The following is an 18407-nucleotide window of genomic DNA, read 5'->3' on the forward strand; positions in this document are numbered from 1 at the left end:
GTCAGGAGTGCAATCTGCGGCGGTGTGACGGTGCTGGTGTTTCAACATGGGTTTCGCTGAACAGCTCTGCCAGCTTTTCGGTGATCGCACCGCCGAGTTCTTCGGCATCCACGATCGTCACGGCGCGGCGATAATAGCGCGTGACATCGTGGCCGATACCGATGGCGATCAATTCCACCGGTGACCGGGTCTCGATCTCTTCGATGACGTGACGCAGATGCCGCTCCAGGTAATTCCCCGGATTGACCGACAGCGTCGAGTCGTCGACCGGCGCACCATCCGAAATCATCATCAGGATCTTGCGTTGCTCGGATCGGCCGAGCAACCGCTTGTGCGCCCAGTCGAGCGCTTCTCCGTCGATGTTTTCCTTGAGCAGACCCTCACGCATCATCAAGCCGAGATTCTTGCGCGCACGGCGCCAGGGCGCATCCGCCGACTTGTAGATGATGTGGCGCAAATCATTGAGACGGCCGGGATTGGCCGGCTTGCCCGCGGCAAGCCACGCCTCGCGCGACTGTCCACCCTTCCACGCCCGTGTCGTGAAGCCGAGGATTTCGACCTTGACCCCGCAACGCTCCAGCGTGCGCGCCAGAATATCGGCGCAAGTCGCAGCCACCGTGATCGGCCGCCCGCGCATCGAGCCGGAGTTGTCGAGCAGCAACGTCACCACAGTATCGCGGAACGTCGCCTCCTTCTCATGCATGAAGGACAGCGGATGATGCGGATCGGTGACCACACGCGACAGCCGCGCAGGGTCGAGGATTCCCTCTTCGAGATCGAACTCCCAGGCACGGTTTTGCTGCGCCATCAGCTTTCGCTGTAGGCGATTGGCCAGGCGTGCCACGATGTGCTGCAAGTGGGCCAACTGCTTGTCGAGATAGCTCCGCAAGCGCTCCAGTTCGTCATGTTCGCAGAGGTCTTCGGCTGAGACGACCTCGTCGAATTTCGGAGCGAACGCGTGATACTCCGGCCCACGCGGCTCGTTCGCACCCCGGTTCTGTGGGCGCTGCGCCTCGCCGGGTGTTTCATCCTCGCCGAGATCGGCATCATCGAAGGTATCGCTGGCGGAGGCTTGCGCGCTCTCCATCGCGTTTTCAGACATCTCCTCGGTGGAAGACTGCGCCTGATCGGCGCTCATTTCCTCCGACGAATCGCTCTCCGGTGAACCTTCCGCGCCGGATTGATCTTTTTCACCCTCGCGGTTGTCCTCCTGATTGTCGTCCTCGTCCTGCTCGGCATTGCTGTCGTCGACGAGTTCCAGCGCTTCGAGCACATCATGGACCGCATCGCCGAAGCGGGCCTGATCCTCGGTAAAGGTGGCAAGTTGATCGAGACGCGCGCCGATCTTGTCTTCAAGCGTTGGACGCCAGAGATCGACCATCTTGCGGGCCGCGGCCGGGGGCGCGAGACCGGTCAGTCGCTCACGCACCATCATCGCCAGCGCATCGGCCAGCGGTGCATCGGCACGATCGGTAATCTCGTCGTATTTGCCGCGGTGGAAATGATCATCGAGCATCGCCGTCAAATTCTTGGCGACCCCAGCCATCCGCCGCGATCCAATCGCTTCCACGCGCGCCTGCTCGACGGCATCGAACACGCCGCGCGCTTGCGGGTTGCCCGGCGCCAGCTTGCGGTGAACTTTCGGATCGTGACAGGCAATCCGCAAAGCGATGGAATCGGCATGGCCGCGCACAATCGCCGCGTCCTTCCGTGTCAGCTTTCGTGCGGGCTCCGGCAACCGCGCCTTGCCGGGCGAAAGTCCCGGACGCTCGGCTGCAAACGTTACTTCCAGTTCGGGCTGCTTGGAAATCGCCCGCAAACAGGACGTCACCGCTCGCTTGAACGGTTCGGTCGGAGATTCCTTGGAGCCAGTCTTGAATTTAATATTGGATGTGCTCATCGCGCCCTATTCCCTCGCCCACTCCGAAGAGAGGGCGGGGTGAAGGAGTAATGCGGAAGCGGAACACGAAGCCCCTCACCCAACCTGCTTCGCTCGCCACCTCTCCCCAGCGGGGGGAGAAGTTCATCCTTAGCTCAACGCGACGTTCACCGATGACTCAGGCAGCTCCGCGTTGAAACAGCGCTGATAGAATTCAGCAACCAGCGGGCGTTCAAGCTCATCGCACTTGTTCAAGAAGGTCACGCGGAAGGCAAAACCGATATCGCCGAAGATATCGGCATTTTCCGCCCAGGTGATGACCGTGCGCGGGCTCATGACCGTCGACAGATCGCCGTTGGCGAAGGCATTGCGCGTCAGGTCCGCAAGACGAACCATCTTGTTGACGATGTCGCGCCCGGCGTCGGTCTGGTAGTGCTTCGCCTTGGCGAGCACGATCTCGACCTCGTTGTCATGCGGCAGGTAGTTCAGCGTGGTGACGATCGACCAGCGGTCCATCTGGCCCTGGTTGATCTGCTGCGTGCCGTGATAGAGGCCCGATGTGTCGCCGAGACCAATGGTGTTGGCGGTCGCAAACAGGCGGAACGCCGGGTGCGGCTTGATCACCTTGTTCTGGTCGAGCAGGGTCAGACGGCCCGACACTTCGAGCACGCGCTGGATCACGAACATCACGTCCGGACGGCCTGCGTCGTACTCGTCAAACACCAGCGCCACATTGTGCTGGAGCGCCCATGGCAAAATGCCATCGCGGAATTCGGTGACCTGCTTGCCGTCACGGACGACGATCGAGTCCTTGCCAACGAGGTCGATACGGCTGATGTGGCTGTCGAGGTTGACGCGCACGCAAGGCCAGTTCAGCCGCGCCGCGACCTGCTCGATGTGGGTCGACTTGCCGGTGCCGTGATAGCCGGTGACCATCACACGGCGGTTACGCGAGAAGCCTGCGAGAATGGCGAGTGTGGTGGCGCGATCGAACCGATAGTCCGAATCGGTTTCCGGCACATGTGGGTCGCTGTTCGAATAGGCGGGCACTTCAAGATCGCTGTCGATGCCGAAGACCTGACGAACCGACACTTTCATGTCGGGGAGATTTGCGGGTTCCTGCGATGTGGTCGTGGCGGCGGTCATCAATCCTCCGTGGTCCCGGATGTTCTCCCGAAACCAGACATGCTTGCTGCGGGGTGGGGTGCTGATTTCAACCTAGCAGAGAGAGGCGAACGGCAGAAGCCCGCATCCCGCTGAAAGTTCCACTGTATTATCATCCAGATAAACCGTGATTGCCAGTTTGGAAGGGCTGCCCTGTGCATGACGCGCAGGCCAGATAAGCCTCCGAAGGGCCGATTTTCGAATAAGCTCGTGAGAATCAGCCTTTGCAGCCACCATCACCGGATCGCGCGTGATTTCATATCTTCAAGATCTGATGGGCCTCGTTTCGACCCACGCCTCCTGGGCCTATGCCGCGATCTTCCTGGCTGCGCTCCTGGAAGCCATACCCATCGTCGGCGCGTTTGTTCCAGGCTCCACCGTCATCGTGGCACTCAGCGCGCTGGTCCCGAGTGGAAACCTTAAGCTTGCACCAATATTGGCCGCGGCGATCGCCGGCGCCCTCATTGGCGATGGGCTAGCTTACTGGCTGGGACGCCGCGCCGAGCGCGAGGTCCTCACGGCATGGCCGTTATCGAAGTACCCGGCCATCGTCTCACAGAGCGAGACGTTCTTCCATCGCTACGGAACCTTCGCGGTGTTCCTCGCCCGTTTTGTGCCGCCGGTACGCGCCGTGGTGCCGATCATCGCCGGCGCCCTTGGCATGACTCCACCACGCTTTTTCGCGGCCATGATACCGGCTGTGTTGCTGTGGGCACCAGCCATGATCCTACCCGGTGTGCTGGCGGGCTCAGCCGCCGAGCGATGGGGCATGAAGGCCGAGCATTATGCATTGCCCCTGGTGGGCGGAATCATTGCGGTGGGCGGTCTTGGCTGGGCGCTTTTCTGCTGGCGCAAGAAACGGCGGCACGACGCACTATCGGCCGATACATCGGCCCGATAGATCGCCGTCCGGGTTTTTCAGATTCGCCTGAGCACCCGAACGATCAGGTGCGCACCACCGTTTTCAGGTAGTTGTAGGCCTGGATGATCTCAATCAGCCGGTCCTCGGTGGACCGATCGCCGCCATTGGCATCCGGATGATGCTGCTTCACCAACAGCTTGTACTTGGTTTTCACGTCCTCAAGCGTCGCTTCCGGCCCCAGACCCATCACCTGCAACGCCTTGCGTTCGGCATTGAAAACTTTTCGCGTTTCCGCCTTCGGTTCAGACTTCGAGTCTGCGCCCGGCCGCCAGCGGTTACGGCCGTTCATTTCGTTGAACACGCTGAACGGATCGACCGCACTGTCGATGTCGAGATCGGCCTTGCCCTTCTTGCCCTTGGTGCCGCCGTTGGCGCCCATCTTCCATGTCGGGCGATGTCCGGTCAGCGCATCTTTCTGATAGCTGGCGACCGCTTCGTTCGACATGCCCTGGAAGAAATTATAGGACTGGTTGTATTCCCGAACGTGGTTCAGGCAAAAATGCCAGTACTCTTTCTCCTTGCCGCGGCCTTTCGGCGCGCGATGCGGCGCGGTGTTCTTGCACTCCGGCCACTCACACATAACCACGTCTTCCTTGACGCGCGGCTTCTGCTTCGCGGTGGGTTTGATGCGGATCTTGTCGAAGTATTTCGATTCGAAGGTCATGGCTGACTATGACGATGCCTTGCTGAAAGCTTCAAGTCTTGACACGTAAATTAGCGTCCCGATTTCCGGTTCGCTGTTTCGCGCCATTGACGAACGTACATAAGTGACGATATTGCGCGGATCATGACGACCAGAGATATTATCATAAATAAGTTGAACGAAGCTTTCATTCCCGAAAGCATCGACGTCATTGACGAGTCCCATTTGCATGAGGGCCACGCCGGCCATAGGCCAGGCGGTGAGACGCACTTCAGGGTACATATTGTATCAAAGGCCTTCGAAGGGAAGAGCCGGATCGACCGTCACCGCATGATAAATACGCTGTTGGCGCCCGAGCTGTCCGGCTCGGTTCATGCTCTGGCCATCAAGGCGCATGCTCCGGGCGAAAACAAGGTTTGATCTTCAAGGCTTGACGTTCGAGCCTTCAGAACGACGTTCCGGCCTTTGGCACTTTTTGGAACGTGTCAGGCTCACGGGGCAATGGCACGATTCGAAGCGCGGTGATGCGGTTTCGCTCGCGCCGGAGCACGCGGAACCTGAAGCCATGGAACGTGAAGCTCTGCCCGCGGTCGGGAATTGATCGCGCCTCGTGGATCACGAGCCCTGCGATGGTCGTGGCCTCCTCATCCGGCAAATTCCAGTCCATCGCGCGATTGAGATCGCGGATCGGCACCGATCCTTCAACAAACACCGAACCGTCCGGCTGCGCGCGCACCCCGGCCACGGCAACATCGTGCTCGTCCGAGATGTCGCCGACGATTTCCTCCAGAATGTCTTCGAGGGTGACCAGCCCCTCGACCTCGCCGTACTCATCGACCACCAATGCGAAGTGGGTCTTGCGGCGACGGAACGCCTTGAGCTGTTCGGAAAGCGGCCGCATCTCCGGCACAAACCAAGGTTCAAGCGCGATCGCCGCCACATCGACCTTGGAGATATCACCCTCGGCCAATTGAATGGCACGCAGCAGATCCTTGGCATGCAGAACGCCGACAATGTTTTCCGACTTCTCACGCCACAACGGAATGCGGGTGTACTCGGTCGCCAACACTTCGCGGACCAGGTTTTCCGACGGCAAGTCGGCATTGATCATGACCATCTCGGTGCGATGGACCATGACATCCGAGACCTGGAGATCTTTCAGATCGAGAAGACCCCCCAGCATGTCGCGATCATGCTTCTCAACGCCGCCCTCGTGGTGGATGAGATCGACCGCGCCGCGCAGCCGCTCCGTCGGCGACAAGAGCGGCTGATTGGCCCCGACGGGAATTCGCAGCAGCTTGAGCAGCACGCGAATGATAACCTCGATCACGGTGAGCAAAGGACTCAAGACCGCGACCACCAATGTCATCGGTCGCGCCACCAATAGCGAAATACGGTCCGGCGCGTTGATCGCCACGGTCTTCGGCAGCACTTCGGCGAAGATGATCACCAGCACCGACATGACGCCGGTGGCGTAGAGCACACCGACTTCGCCGAACCACGCCGTGAAGACGCCGGTGGCCAGCGCTGAGGCACCGATATTGGCCAGATTGTTCCCAACCAGCAGCGCACCGATCATGCGCTCGCGGGTATTGAGCAGGTAGGCAACGATGCCAGCCTCGTGGCTGCCCTGTTTCTGCAGCCGCAGCATGCTCGACCGCGATGACCCGGTCAGCGCGGTCTCACTCGCCGAGAAAAAAGCTGAAATCAGCAGACACCCGATCACGACGCCGAACGAGAACCAGTACATGGCGATTTCATCGACCTCGTTAAGAAGCGAGCTTGCGGACCAGGAAATTGCGAACGGCAGAGGGATCCACGTCGTTGGCGATCACGGCCTTGCCGACCTTTTCGAGCAAGATGAAAGTGAGCCGTCCGCGCTTCACCTTCTTGTCCTGCGCCATCAACGCCATCAGGGCATCTGCATCGGCGAGGCCTTCCTGCCGGAAACCTGCGATGTCCTGCAGGCTTGTCGGCAGGCCGACGGCGGCAAGGTGCCGTTGCACGCGCTCCGCATCCGCAGCAGGGATCATATTCATTTCCGCCGAGAATTCAGCGGCAAGCACCATGCCAACGGAGACACCCTCGCCATGGAATAGCCGGTCAGAGAAGCCTGTTGCCGCCTCGAGTGCGTGGCCGAATGTATGACCGAGATTGAGCAGCGCGCGCTCACCGTTCTCGCGCTCGTCGCGCGCGACAATGGCCGCCTTGGCGCGGCAACTGGTGGCGATCGCGTGCTCACGCGCATTGCCGCCGGAAAAAATTTCGGCGTGATTTGCTTCCAGCCACGTGAAAAACGCTTCGTCGCCGAGTACGCCATATTTGGCGACTTCTGCGTAGCCCGCGCGAAACTGGCGCGGCGACAACGTGTCCAGCACAGCGGTATCCGCCACCACAAGCACGGGCTGATGAAACGAACCCACGAGATTCTTGCCGTGAGGCGAATTGATCCCGGTCTTGCCTCCGACCGATGAATCGACCTGCGCCAGCAACGATGTCGGCACCTGGACGAAATCGACGCCGCGCCGGACAATCGCGGCGGCAAACCCCGCCAGATCACCGATCACACCGCCACCCAGCGCGATCACCAGATCGTTGCGCTCGATCTTCGCGGCAATCAGCGCCTCGCAGACATCCTGCAACACCGCATAACTCTTGGAGGCTTCGCCCTCACCCACCACAAAATGCGAGGACACGACGCCCGCTTCCGACAATGCGGCTTCGGTCTTATCGAGCCAATAACCTGCCACTGTGCGATCGGTGACGATCGCCACGCGTGCGCCGGGCCGCAGCTCTTTGATGCGGTGACCCAGCGACGGCAGCACGTCGCGGCCGATCACGATGTCATAGGCGCGGTCGCCAAGGGCGACATCGACTGTCACCGGGGCGGAAGTTCTGATGGAAACGGTCATGGGGCTTCGTTCGCAGAGGATGGGGCTGTGCTACCGGACAGCAGGTAGGCATGAATGGCGTCGATGCATTCGTCGACAATCTTTTCGTGCGGCACGTCGCGGGATGCAATGGCGATGTCGGCGAGCTGATAGAACGGACTGCGTTCGACGATCAGGCGTTCAATGGTCGCGGCAGGATCCGCGGTTTGCAGCAGAGGCCGGTCGGAGCGCCGCTTGACCCGTCGCAGGATGATATCACCGTCCGCCTTCAGCCAGACTGACACGGACTTCGCGCGGATACGGTTGCGGGTTTCCTCCCGCATGAAGGCACCGCCCCCCGTGGCCAGCACGCAGGACGGACCATCGAGCAACGCGGCGATCACACGGGCTTCGCCGTCCCGGAAGTACGGCTCACCGTGTTCCGCGAAGATCTCCGGGATGGTCATGCCGCCATGGCGCTGTTCGATCTCGTGGTCTGCGTCCAGAAACTCCAGCCGCAGCCGCGCGGCCAGCCTGCGGCCGATGGTCGACTTCCCCGCCCCCATCATACCGACGAGCACAATAGACCGCGGGCCCAGCGCCGCTGTGATTTCGGCCTCCTGGGCCGTGGGGTCGTGCTGTCTGGCCGCGGGTTCGGTCATCATTTGAGCCTGGCTAACCGCGAATGCGGTTCTCGCCACACCCTATACTACTCCAGCGGACGAGGCCGCTAGTGGTCCGATTCTAACGCTCGCACCCTGTTTGGGGCCGGCACTTTTGCGAACGTTAGAATCAAGGGATCACTACCAAATATTGGTTCCTAGTGGAGTTCTGGATTTGACATTCGCTTTGCCGGCCCGCGGCCAACGGGGTCGTGAATGTCAAATCCACTCCACTAGTGTCTCTTGCCGAAACAGCGCGAACATGTTGGTAGTTGGTATCAATCTGCCGGACACGTTCCATTGGTTAACATGCGGCTGCCACGGCATTAACTCAGGCTCCCCAACGCTCCTTCGAGGCAAAGTTCGATGCCCAGCCTGTTCCGCTTCCTGACCGTCGTCGCAGTGCTAGGCGGGCTGATCTATGGCGGGATTTTCGCGCTTGCCAATTTCGTCAACCCGAAGCCGCGCGAAATGACCGTCACCATCACGCCCGATAAATTTCTCAAACAATAAACGGGACCGCGATGCGGCTCGACAAATCTTCTGACACCCGCCTCACCACCTTGTTTCTCGACATGCTCGCTGCCGAGCAAGGCGCGGGCGAGAACACGCTGCAAGCCTATCGCTCCGATCTCGAGGATCTCTCGGAATTCATCGCCCACCGGAAAAAGACGTTCCTTGTTGCGGACACGCAAATCCTGCGCGACTATTTGGCCGATCTCGATAGCCGCGGATTCAAATCATCGAGCGTCGCGCGCAAACTATCGTCGATGCGACACCTGTTCCGATTTCTGTTGAACGAGCGCGCACGTGACGATGATCCGGCCGCGATCCTGTCCGGCCCAAAGCGCGGCCGCAGCCTTCCCAAGGTGCTTTCGATCGCGGATGTCGATCGTCTTCTGACACACGCGCGAACGCTGGCGCAGACGCCCGACCAGTCGTCCTTGCAGCGTCTTCGCACCCTGCGGCTGTCGTGCCTGCTTGAAGTTCTTTACGCCACCGGTCTGCGGGTTTCCGAACTGGTCTCGCTTCCGTTATCGGCGGCGCGACGCGACGCGCGGATGATCGTGGTGCGCGGCAAGGGCAACAAGGAGCGGCTGGTGCCGCTTAATGATGCCTCGAAGCAGGCCATGGCGGATTATCTCGCCGCGGTGGACGCAACCCATCGCGAGCAGAAGAAGAAGGCCGCAGCGACTTCGAAATGGCTTTTTCCGTCGTCCGGCGAGAGTGGCCACCTGACGCGCCAACATTTTGCCCGCGACCTCAAGGAACTCGCAGCCAGCGCGGGCATCGCGCCGCGCCTCGTCAGTCCTCACGTCCTACGTCATGCCTTTGCAAGCCATCTTCTGCACAATGGCGCGGACTTGCGCATCGTTCAGACGTTGCTCGGACATACCGATATTTCCACGACGCAGATCTATACCCATATAGTGGAGGAAAGGCTCAAGAGCCTGGTTCGAGACCTGCACCCGCTAGCCGACAACTAGATCTAAATAAATCAATAATATCAGGATGTTTTGAGCCGGAGCTTGACTTGCGCCCCCTTCTTGACTTGAAAGACGCCAACAAGCATTCAAACGTCGTTTCATCCGCCCTTCGCTGGAAGCGCGTTAGACCCTATGTACCCATCACATGTCGGACCTGATGCGCAGCTATCTCGATTTTGAAAAACCGGTCGCCGAACTTGATTCCAAGGTCGACGAATTGCGCGCGCTCGCCGCGAGCGGCAGCGACATCGGCGAAGAAGTGTCGCGCATCGAAGAGAAAGCGACGCAGGCGCTGCACGAGCTCTATACCAATCTGACACCGTGGCAGAAAACACAGGTCGCGCGCCACCCGCTGCGTCCCCACTGTGTCGACTACGTTAAGTCCTTGATCACCGAATTCACCCCGCTCGCCGGCGACCGCAAATTCGGCGACGACGACGCCTTGATCGGTGGCTTCGGCCGCTTCCGCGGCGAGAGCGTCTGTGTCATCGGCCAGGAAAAAGGCTCCACGACCGAAACGCGACTGAAGCACAATTTCGGCATGGCCAAGCCTGAAGGCTATCGCAAGGCCGTTCGCCTGATGGAAATGGCGGATCGCTTCGGAATTCCCGTCCTGTCGCTGGTTGATACGGCAGGCGCATATCCGGGCATCGGCGCGGAAGAGCGCGGACAGGCGGAAGCGATTGCACGCTCAACCGACGCCTGTCTCAGCCTTGGTGTGCCGAACGTTGCGGTCATCATCGGCGAAGGCGGCTCCGGCGGCGCCATCGCCATTGCAACCGCAAATCGTGTCCTGATGCTGGAACACGCGGTCTACAGCGTGATTTCGCCCGAAGGCGCGGCTTCGATTTTGTGGCGCGACGCTGCAAAGGCGCAGGAAGCGGCGACCAACCTGAAGATAACGGCGCAGGATCTGGCACGCTTCGGCGTCATCGACACCATTTTGAAGGAGCCGCCGGGCGGGGCTCACCGCGATCCGGAGGGCATGATCGCCAAGACCGGAGACGCCATTGCGCAGGCCTTCAATGACATGCGCAGTCTGGATGCTGCGGCGGTTCGCAAGCAGCGGCGCCTCAAATTCCTTGAGATCGGACGCAAGCTCAGCTAGCTGACGCCGATCGTCATTTATGGCTTTTTCTGGGCACTTCGGTCCAGCGCGCCTGTTTACGCACCATTGACCATCCTGACGCGGAGCCCGCCCGAGCAGGCCGTTCGGCTTGCGAGCCGCAGCCCTTAAGGCTAATGATTGTTCAATTAATTCCGCGCGTTTTTCACTGTCAGGATGACTTTGCCTTGACGATGAAAACAGGCGCAGCCGATTGAAGGTGATGATTTCTTCTGCGGCCTACAGGATGCCATTTTGCCGGGGAATGCTCTCGCGGCGGGGATGATAGCCGGAGTTGGGGATTGCCGATTTTCGCATTGACCGACCGCACGATGGTTCGCGCGCTGGCCACCTCGGCTGTGCTTGCGCTCGGCGTGCTGCTGTCGGGCTGCAACGGCGACGCCATTTCGCCGACCGCAAAAGCGACCAAACCGATCCCGGAAAAGCTGCTGGCTGAAATCGAAGCCAAGAACATGGACAAGGGCTCGCCGATGCTGGTGCGCCTGTTCAAGCAGGAAGCCGAGCTTGAAGTCTGGAAGCAGGACCGCACCGGTCACTTCGCGCTGCTGAAAACCTATCCCATCTGCCGCTGGTCGGGCGACCTCGGTCCTAAGATCAAGGAAGGCGATCGTCAGGCGCCGGAAGGCTTCTATTCGATTACGCCGGCGCAGATGAATCCGCAGTCGGCGTATTATCTGTCGTTCAACATGGGCTATCCGAACGCCTACGATAAGTCATGGGGACGGACCGGCTCGCAGCTGATGGTGCATGGTGATTGCTCATCGCGCGGCTGTTACGCCATGACCGACGAACAGATTTCGGAAATCTACGCATTGGGCCGCGAGTCGTTCTTCGGCGGTCAGAGCGCGTTTCAGGTGCAGGCCTATCCGTTCCGGATGAATGCGCAGAACATGGCAAAGTATCGGAACAATCCGAACATGCCGTTCTGGAAGATGATCAAGGAAGGCAACGACCACTTCGAAGTGACGAAGCAGGAGCCGAAGGTGGACTTCTGCGAGAAGAAGTACGTTTTCGATGCGCAGAAGCCGGCGAATTCGACGCGGCCTTTGACTTTCAATGCCTCTGCCCAGTGCCCGGCCTATGAAATCCCGCAGGACATCGCCGACGCAGTGCGTGAAAAGGAACGTCAGGACGATGCGAAGATTGCGCAGTTGGTTGGCCGCGGAACCCCTGTCGCGCGATCGCGCGCCGGCATCGACGGCGGCATGCACCCGATCTTCGCATCGAAGCTGCCCGAAGGCGAAGCTGCCATCGACAAGGACGTGACCGATTACGCGGTGGCATCGTATCTGCCTGCGCCGGGAACCGTCCCCTCGCACGCCACCATTCCAAGGGCGCCGGAAGCACCGATGTTCGGGTCGTCGTCATCCAGCGGCGAACCGATGGTCGCTGTCTCAACGCCGGCTCCCGATACAAGCGCCACGAATACAACGTCATCCTCTTCAAATGAGAGCTTCCTGAGCCGTCTGTCGCGATCCGTTGGTCTGCGGCGCGATCCAGCGCCGGCGCCGACGACAGTTGCCGCGGCGTCGAAGCCGGTGAAGCCGGTTACCCAGAAGGCAAAGTCAGTGGCGCATGCGAAGCCTGCTGAATCCAGGCCTGCCGAACCACGCGTGATTCCGCTGGACAAGACGCAGCAGGCCCAGGCCCAGCCCAAGAGCGTATTCCCTGAACCGGCGCGGGCCGCGGCGCCACCGGCGCAGCAATCCATCGCCGGCGCGCAGGCCCCGGTGCCGTCGAATTCATTCGACAGCCGCTGGTCGACCGTTCGCTAATTCAACTTCTCGCAGACAGTCAAGTGCGTGACGTCCCCCGACGTTGCGTTCAGTACGGAAGAAATCGAGGCGGCGCTACCGAACAGTTGAGGCCTCGCGCCTAGCCCTTCGCGGCGGGCACGGGAGGCACCGGCAGAATGATTTCGGAAGCGACCTTCCAATCCTTCCCGACGCGAAGCCAGTTGATGATCATGAGAAACGGCCGAGCTGTTCCGTCCTGCCCCGCATAAGAAACCGTGATGTTCATCGGCACATAGGACTCAGCGACGTCGCGCGTCAGGCCGACAACCTTGAGCTTCGAATAATCCGGCGCGAGCACGACCGGACCGGAGCTGCCGATATCATGCAGCTTTTGATCAATCGCCTCGTTGCCCCAAAAGCCGGCCCAGTTTCCCTCGGATTGAATCGCGCTCTTAGCCACCAATAGGGTCGAAGGCGACTGCCAGAACATCCCATGCAGAGCCTTGAAATCGTGCTTGTTGGCCAATTCCATCAGCTTGCCGAACTTCGATTTAATGGCGCTGAGGGTCGCAGCATCGAGCGGCTCTTTCCTGACTGCGGCAGTGGACGCGACAGCGCCGGTGCAAAGAGCCGAGGTCGTGAGAGCGACAAGGAGTGCCTTGTACATGCAGGAGCTTCCCTTCCAGCGTCTGCCTCGCATCATGACAACGCCCGTCCCGTTCTGCGATTGGTATGAGTTACTCATTATCTGTCTGAGCGAGCATGCGCGCTCCCGGCGCTTTTACGCCGGGAGCGGTACCGTCACTTCACGAGTGCGGCCTTTTCAATCACCGCAGCGACGTCCTTGGCATGAACGACGAGGGAAGCATGGCTGCCGGCCACTTCCGTCGCCTGCGCCTTCATCCTCGTGGCAAAAAACTTTTGAGCCTCGGGTGCGATCACCTTGTCCTTGGTGCTGATCACGTAGAACGTCGGCTTGTCCTTCCAGGCGGCAACATCGACCGGTGCCTCGAACGCCGTGTGGTTCAACGGAAGCTGATGGTTCGCCAGGGCTTCGGCGATCTTCGGGGGAAGGTCAGCTGCGACCGCCGAAGGAAACACCTTTGGATCGATGTACAGATTGCCTTTGTCGTCGGGATGAATCGCCGCGCCACCTTCGGTCGCCGGACCGCTCTTGGCAAGCATCGCCAGGGATTGTCCCACGTCAGGCGCGAAAGCGGAGACGTAAACGAGCGCCGAGACCTTGGGATCGTTCCCGGCTTGCGTGATGACCACGCCGCCCCAGGAGTGGCCGACGAGGACGGTCTTGCCATTCTGCTTCGCGAGCGCCTGCTTGGTGGCATCGACATCTGCAGCAAGCGAGGTCAGCGGATTTTCGACGAGCGTGACGTTGTAGCCTTTCTTCGTGAGAATATCGGCAACGGGCTGCCAGCTCGTCTGGTCCACGAAAGCGCCGTGCACGAGCACGATGTTATGGGCTGCTCCCTTGGGCAGTTCCGCGGAATGGACGGAGCCGACCAATGTCGTTCCGGCCAGGAGTACGGTGGCGGCTGAGAGGAGGAGATTTCGCATTCATTGTTCCTGTTGGCATGTCGGACAAACACGGTCCGGGGGAATGGACAGGCGTTTCCAGCAATGTCGCGGTTCTTCCATTCTGCAATTGGCGAAATGGTTGCCGCTCGTAACGGCGGCCCGCCGCGACATGACCTATTGTGCGGACTTTCCGGACGATAGAGATCAATCGTCCAGATGTTGTGTCCGATCGTACGGGGGTCTAATCTCGGCGGCATGGATATCCTCGCCCAAGTGCTCGATCGCGTTCGTCTCGGCGGGTCGCTGCTCTTTCACTTCGAGCTCGGCCATCCCTGGCATCTTGAGTTGCCGGAGCGCCGATACGCTCTGTTTCACTATGTCAGCGAGGGCTCAGCGACCCTCGCGCTCGAACATGGGCAGGAAATCCAGATGAGTGAGGGCGATTTTGTCGTCATCACACGCGGAGAGCCCCATGCGTTTTATTCGGATCGCCGGGCCAAGCCTTTGCGGATTATGGATATCGATCGACCGTCCCCGCGCCTTGGTGTCGTTCGTCACGGCGGCCGTGCAAAGCCGCTCTCGACCATGATTTGCGGCAACTTCACAGTTTCACGGCCGCTATTTGGTAGCGTGCTGGAGTTACTTCCGCCCGTGCTCCTGCTGAAGCCGACGGCGGACGCTGGTTGGCTTGAAGCAATCCTGCGCCGCATGGTCAGCGAAGCCGCGTTCGAGCGTCCAGGCCAACGCGTCGCGCTTTCACGACTGACAGAAGTGCTCTTTGTCGAGGTGCTCCGAAGCTGGATCGCGTCCCTCAGTCCCGGAGAAGGCGGCTGGCTCGGCGCCATATCTGACCCGCATATCGGACCGGCACTCAGGCTGATTCACGAAAACCCGGAGCGGCCCTGGACGCTAAGCGACCTTGGCCAGCGCGTGGGACTCGGCCGCTCGGTATTTTCGGCGCGCTTTACCAAGCTCGTCGGCCAATCCATGCATCGTTATGTGATCGAACGCCGGATGGCGGAGGCGGGGTTTCTGCTGGAAACCAGCGATGAGCCCATCGCACGGATTGCCAGCCGGGTTGGTTACGAGACAGCGGCGGCGTTTTCGAAGCTGTTCCATCGACATCACGGCCTATCGCCGGGCCGGTACCGAGCAGCTCGACGCTCTGACAGCGGCGCAGACGCGCAGGAAGCAGCAGTCGCCGATTGATCTTGGCCCGGTTGATTTGCGCGAATTCCGTGGAATCGCCCTTTTGGTGATCTCCACATTCAAGCTAGGAGCCGGTCTTTCGACCGGCTTCTTTTCTTCGAACTCAATTCGAGCGACATCCCCTCAGACGTAGCGTCCGTGGCAATGCTTGTACTTCTTGCCTGAACCGCAAGGACAATCCTCGTTGCGTCCAATCTTGCCCCATGTGGCAGGATTCTGCGGATCACGCTCCGACGCCGGGACCGGTGCGAGTGAAGCCGCCGCAAACGACATCTCGTCCTCACCCGTGTTCGGGTTGAGTTTGTGCGCTTCCATCTGCGGCAATTCCGGCTGCTCTTCCGGCGGAACGATCTCAACCCGCACGAGCTGTGCCGTGACCGCTTCACGCAGGTGCGCGATCAGGCCTTCGAACAACGCGAACGCTTCGGACTTGTATTCCTGCAACGGATCGCGCTGGCCGTAGCCGCGCAGGCCAATCACCTGACGCAAGTGATCCAGCATGACCAGATGCTCGCGCCACAAATGATCCAGCGTCTGCAGCAGAATCGATTTCTCGACATAGCGCATGACATCCGGGCCGAACTGCGCCGACTTCGCCGCCATATGTTCATCGACGCGCTTCTCGATACGCGCCAGCATTTCTTCGTCGGCGATGCCTTCTTCCTTGGCCCAGTCCTCGATCGGCAAATCCAGGTCCAGCACGCGCTTTAATTCTTCGTCCAAGCCCTCGATGTCCCACTGCTCGGCGTAGGCGTGCTCGGGGATGTGCTTGGTGACGAGATCATCGACCAGGGCATGGCGCATGTCCGCCACGGTCTCGGCGACATTCTGATCGCGCATCAGATCAACACGCTGCTCGAAGATCGCCTTGCGCTGATCGTTCTGCACGTCGTCGAACTTGAGGAGGTTCTTGCGGATGTCGAAGTTGCGCGCTTCGACCTTCTGCTGTGCCTTTTCGAGAGCCTTGTTGATCCACGGATGGATAATCGCCTCGCCTTCCTTCAGGCCGAGACGCGTCAACATGGTGTCGAGCCGGTCCGAGCCGAAGATACGCATCAAGTCGTCTTCCAGCGACAGGTAGAACTTGGTGCGGCCCGGGTCACCCTGGCGGCCGGCGCGGCCCCGCAGCTGGTTGTCGATACGACGTGATTCATGACGTTCGGAGCCGATGATGTAGAGACCACCCGGCTTGGTGATCGTCTTTGCCGGCCTGCTGCCCTTCGCCGGCTCAATTTCGATCGTTTCTTCCGCCTTCAACACGATCTCGCGAAAACGTTCGATATCAGCCTTGATCTGTGCGATCCGCGCCTGCTTCTCGGCCTCGTCCGTGATGTCCGCCGTTTCCTGCGCAACGCGCATTTCGAGCGAACCACCGAGTTTGATGTCGGTACCACGGCCGGCCATGTTGGTCGCGATGGTGATCGCACCCGGAACACCAGCTTCGGCGACGATATAAGCTTCCTGTTCGTGGAAACGTGCATTCAGCACCGCGAACAGCTTCGCTGGCTTGCCTGCGCGCGCGGCTGCGTACAGCTTTTCCATCGCTTTCGGATTGCCGAAATCGATCAGCTTGTAGCCGTTCTTCTTCAAGAACTCACCGAGCACTTCCGACTTCTCGATCGAAGCCGTACCCACCAGCACCGGCTGCATACGCGCATTGGCGCGCTCGATCTCCGCCAGGATGGCGCGGTGCTTTTCCTCGGCCGTTCGATAGACCTCATCGTCCTCGTCGAGACGCGCGATCGGCAGGTTGGTCGGCACCTCGATGACTTCGAGCTTGTAGATGTCGAACAGTTCGTCCGCTTCGGTCGCCGCCGTACCGGTCATGCCGGCCAGCTTTTCGTACATGCGGAAATAGTTCTGGAAGGTGATCGAGGCGAGCGTCTGGTTCTCCGGCTGAACCGGCTGATGTTCCTTCGCTTCCAGCGCCTGATGGAGACCTTCGGAATAACGCCGGCCCGGCATCATGCGGCCGGTGAATTCGTCGATAATGACGACCTCACTGTCGCGAACGATGTAGTCCTTGTCGCGGGTGAACAGCGAATGCGCGCGGAGCGCCTGATTGACATGGTGAACGACGGAGACGTTCTCGACGTCGTAGAGCGAGTCGCCCTTGAGCTGTCCGGCATCGCGCAGCAGGGTCTCGATCTTCTCCATGCCGGCTTCGGTCAGCGTGACGGTGCGCTGCTTCTCATCGACTTCGAAGTCTGCGGTCTTCTCGAGCTTCGGGATGTAGGTGTCGATGGTGTTGTAGAAGTCGGACCGGTCATCGAGCGGGCCGGAAATGATCAATGGCGTGCGGGCTTCGTCGATCAGGATCGAGTCGACTTCGTCGACGATCGCGAAAAAGTGCCCGCGCTGGACCATGTCCTCCAGGCGATACTTCATATTGTCGCGCAGATAGTCGAAACCGTACTCGTTGTTGGTGCCGTAAGTAATGTCGCACCCATAGGCGGCTTGCCGCTCGGCATCGTCGAGGCCGTGGACGATCACGCCCGTGGTAAGGCCGAGGAAGCCGTAGACCTGGGACATCCAGTCGGAGTCGCGCTTGGCCAGGTAATCGTTGACCGTGACCACATGAACGCCCTTGCCCGCGAGCGCATTGAGATAGACCGGCAGGGTCGCGACCAGCGTCTTGCCTTCACCAGTCTTCATCTCGGCGATGTCGCCCTCGTGCAGAACCATGCCGCCGACGAGCTGGACATCGAAATGCCGCTGGCCGAGGGCGCGCTTGGCAGCTTCCCGAACAGTTGCGAAGGCCGGCACCAGCAAATCGTCAAGGCTCTTGCCTTCGGCGATCTGTTTGCGGAATTCGACAGTTCGCGCCTTCAGCGCTTCGTCGGACAATGCCGAAACTTCGGGCTCCAGTGCATTGATGGCATTGACGCGAGACTGATAGCCTTTGATTCGCCGGTCGTTGGCAGAGCCGAAAAACTTGCGGGCGAGCGCACCGAGCATCGAAAATTCCTGTCTTGCAGTTTGGCGTTGCGGCCACGGAAACCGCGGCCATTGACCCGTGAGAGGCGTATTCCCAGAATTCCTTGCGGGAGCAAACCCTTGCAGATGAGTGCGGGAAACGAATTCCGGGGTTCACGTGGTCAACCGCGGCATTGTCCCACAGCAGCCTCAAGATCCCGTGCGGAGAGATATGGGCGGCTCCAAGCCTTGTCAACGCG

17 protein-coding genes are annotated in these 18407 nt (G+C 60.2%); 7 read left to right on the plus strand and 10 right to left on the minus strand.

Annotated elements, in window-relative coordinates:
- Nucleotide 1 precedes the first annotated feature (1 nt).
- Together cobT and cobS are read right to left on the minus strand one after the other, a co-directional pair.
- Nucleotides 2–1900, minus strand: a complete 1899-nt coding sequence (cobT, locus tag ACP0KA_RS09440) for a cobaltochelatase subunit CobT (protein ID WP_424628541.1) — start codon at nucleotides 1898–1900, stop codon at nucleotides 2–4.
- Nucleotides 1901–2029: 129 nt separating this feature from the next.
- On the minus strand, nucleotides 2030–3025 hold the full coding sequence (gene cobS / locus ACP0KA_RS09445) for a cobaltochelatase subunit CobS (protein ID WP_424628542.1): 996 nt from the start codon (nucleotides 3023–3025) through the stop codon (nucleotides 2030–2032).
- 268 nt (nucleotides 3026–3293) lie between these two features.
- Here cobS and ACP0KA_RS09450 point away from each other — a divergent pair, with 268 nt between their 5' ends.
- Complete coding sequence (locus ACP0KA_RS09450; protein WP_424628543.1) at nucleotides 3294–3944, plus strand: DedA family protein; 651 nt, start codon at nucleotides 3294–3296, stop codon at nucleotides 3942–3944.
- A 43-nt stretch (nucleotides 3945–3987) separates the two neighbouring features.
- Here the strand turns inward: ACP0KA_RS09450 and ACP0KA_RS09455 are convergent, their stop codons facing one another.
- Complete coding sequence (locus ACP0KA_RS09455) at nucleotides 3988–4629, minus strand: J domain-containing protein (RefSeq protein WP_424628544.1); 642 nt, start codon at nucleotides 4627–4629, stop codon at nucleotides 3988–3990.
- Between the two features lie 6 nt (nucleotides 4630–4635).
- A complete protein-coding gene (locus ACP0KA_RS09460) occupies nucleotides 4636–4890 on the minus strand; it encodes a hypothetical protein (protein WP_424631716.1) in 255 nt (84 codons plus the stop codon).
- On the opposite strand from ACP0KA_RS09460, the gene ACP0KA_RS09465 reads away from it, so the two are divergent.
- Entirely contained in the window at nucleotides 4783–5028 is a 246-nt protein-coding gene (locus tag ACP0KA_RS09465) for a BolA family protein (RefSeq protein ID WP_424631539.1), read from the plus strand. The genes ACP0KA_RS09460 and ACP0KA_RS09465 overlap by 108 nt on opposite strands.
- A gap of 25 nt (nucleotides 5029–5053) precedes the next feature.
- Here the strand turns inward: ACP0KA_RS09465 and ACP0KA_RS09470 are convergent, their stop codons facing one another.
- From ACP0KA_RS09470 to ACP0KA_RS09480, 3 genes are read right to left on the minus strand one after another with little or no spacing between them, the layout of a single operon-like run.
- A complete protein-coding gene (locus tag ACP0KA_RS09470) occupies nucleotides 5054–6358 on the minus strand; it encodes an HlyC/CorC family transporter (protein ID WP_424628545.1) in 1305 nt (434 codons plus the stop codon).
- Between the two features lie 19 nt (nucleotides 6359–6377).
- On the minus strand, nucleotides 6378–7520 hold the full coding sequence (gene aroB, locus ACP0KA_RS09475) for a 3-dehydroquinate synthase (protein ID WP_424628546.1): 1143 nt from the start codon (nucleotides 7518–7520) through the stop codon (nucleotides 6378–6380).
- A complete protein-coding gene (locus ACP0KA_RS09480; RefSeq protein WP_424631540.1) occupies nucleotides 7517–8140 on the minus strand; it encodes a shikimate kinase in 624 nt (207 codons plus the stop codon). The genes aroB and ACP0KA_RS09480 overlap by 4 nt, the downstream gene beginning before the upstream one ends.
- Nucleotides 8141–8506: 366 nt before the next feature.
- Here ACP0KA_RS09480 and ACP0KA_RS09485 point away from each other — a divergent pair, with 366 nt between their 5' ends.
- From ACP0KA_RS09485 to ACP0KA_RS09500, 4 genes are all read left to right on the plus strand, one after another.
- Nucleotides 8507–8653, plus strand: a complete 147-nt coding sequence (locus tag ACP0KA_RS09485) for a histidine kinase (protein ID WP_424628547.1) — start codon at nucleotides 8507–8509, stop codon at nucleotides 8651–8653.
- An 11-nt stretch (nucleotides 8654–8664) separates the two neighbouring features.
- Nucleotides 8665–9627, plus strand: a complete 963-nt coding sequence (xerD, locus tag ACP0KA_RS09490) for a site-specific tyrosine recombinase XerD (protein WP_424628548.1) — start codon at nucleotides 8665–8667, stop codon at nucleotides 9625–9627.
- 145 nt (nucleotides 9628–9772) lie between these two features.
- Nucleotides 9773–10735 (plus strand): acetyl-CoA carboxylase carboxyltransferase subunit alpha, encoded by a 963-nt coding sequence (locus tag ACP0KA_RS09495; protein ID WP_424628549.1) that lies wholly within the window; start codon nucleotides 9773–9775, stop codon nucleotides 10733–10735.
- Between the two features lie 314 nt (nucleotides 10736–11049).
- Nucleotides 11050–12528: a L,D-transpeptidase family protein gene (locus ACP0KA_RS09500; protein WP_424631541.1), complete on the plus strand. Its 1479-nt coding sequence runs from the start codon at nucleotides 11050–11052 to the stop codon at nucleotides 12526–12528.
- Nucleotides 12529–12628: 100 nt separating this feature from the next.
- Here ACP0KA_RS09500 and ACP0KA_RS09505 read toward each other — a convergent pair whose 3' ends face one another.
- Entirely contained in the window at nucleotides 12629–13156 is a 528-nt protein-coding gene (locus ACP0KA_RS09505) for a hypothetical protein (protein ID WP_424628550.1), read from the minus strand.
- Between the two features lie 134 nt (nucleotides 13157–13290).
- Nucleotides 13291–14061, minus strand: a complete 771-nt coding sequence (locus tag ACP0KA_RS09510) for an alpha/beta hydrolase (RefSeq protein WP_424628551.1) — start codon at nucleotides 14059–14061, stop codon at nucleotides 13291–13293.
- Nucleotides 14062–14277: 216 nt separating this feature from the next.
- On the opposite strand from ACP0KA_RS09510, the gene ACP0KA_RS09515 reads away from it, so the two are divergent.
- Complete coding sequence (locus ACP0KA_RS09515) at nucleotides 14278–15231, plus strand: cupin domain-containing protein (protein ID WP_424631542.1); 954 nt, start codon at nucleotides 14278–14280, stop codon at nucleotides 15229–15231.
- Nucleotides 15232–15354: 123 nt separating this feature from the next.
- Here ACP0KA_RS09515 and secA read toward each other — a convergent pair whose 3' ends face one another.
- Nucleotides 15355–18189, minus strand: coding sequence for a preprotein translocase subunit SecA (gene secA / locus ACP0KA_RS09520; protein WP_424628552.1), 2835 nt, complete (start codon nucleotides 18187–18189; stop codon nucleotides 15355–15357).
- Between the last annotated feature and the right edge of the window lie 218 nt (nucleotides 18190–18407).

It is taken from the genome of Bradyrhizobium sp. SYSU BS000235 (genome assembly GCF_049747295.1).
Lineage (GTDB): Bacteria > Pseudomonadota > Alphaproteobacteria > Rhizobiales > Xanthobacteraceae > Afipia.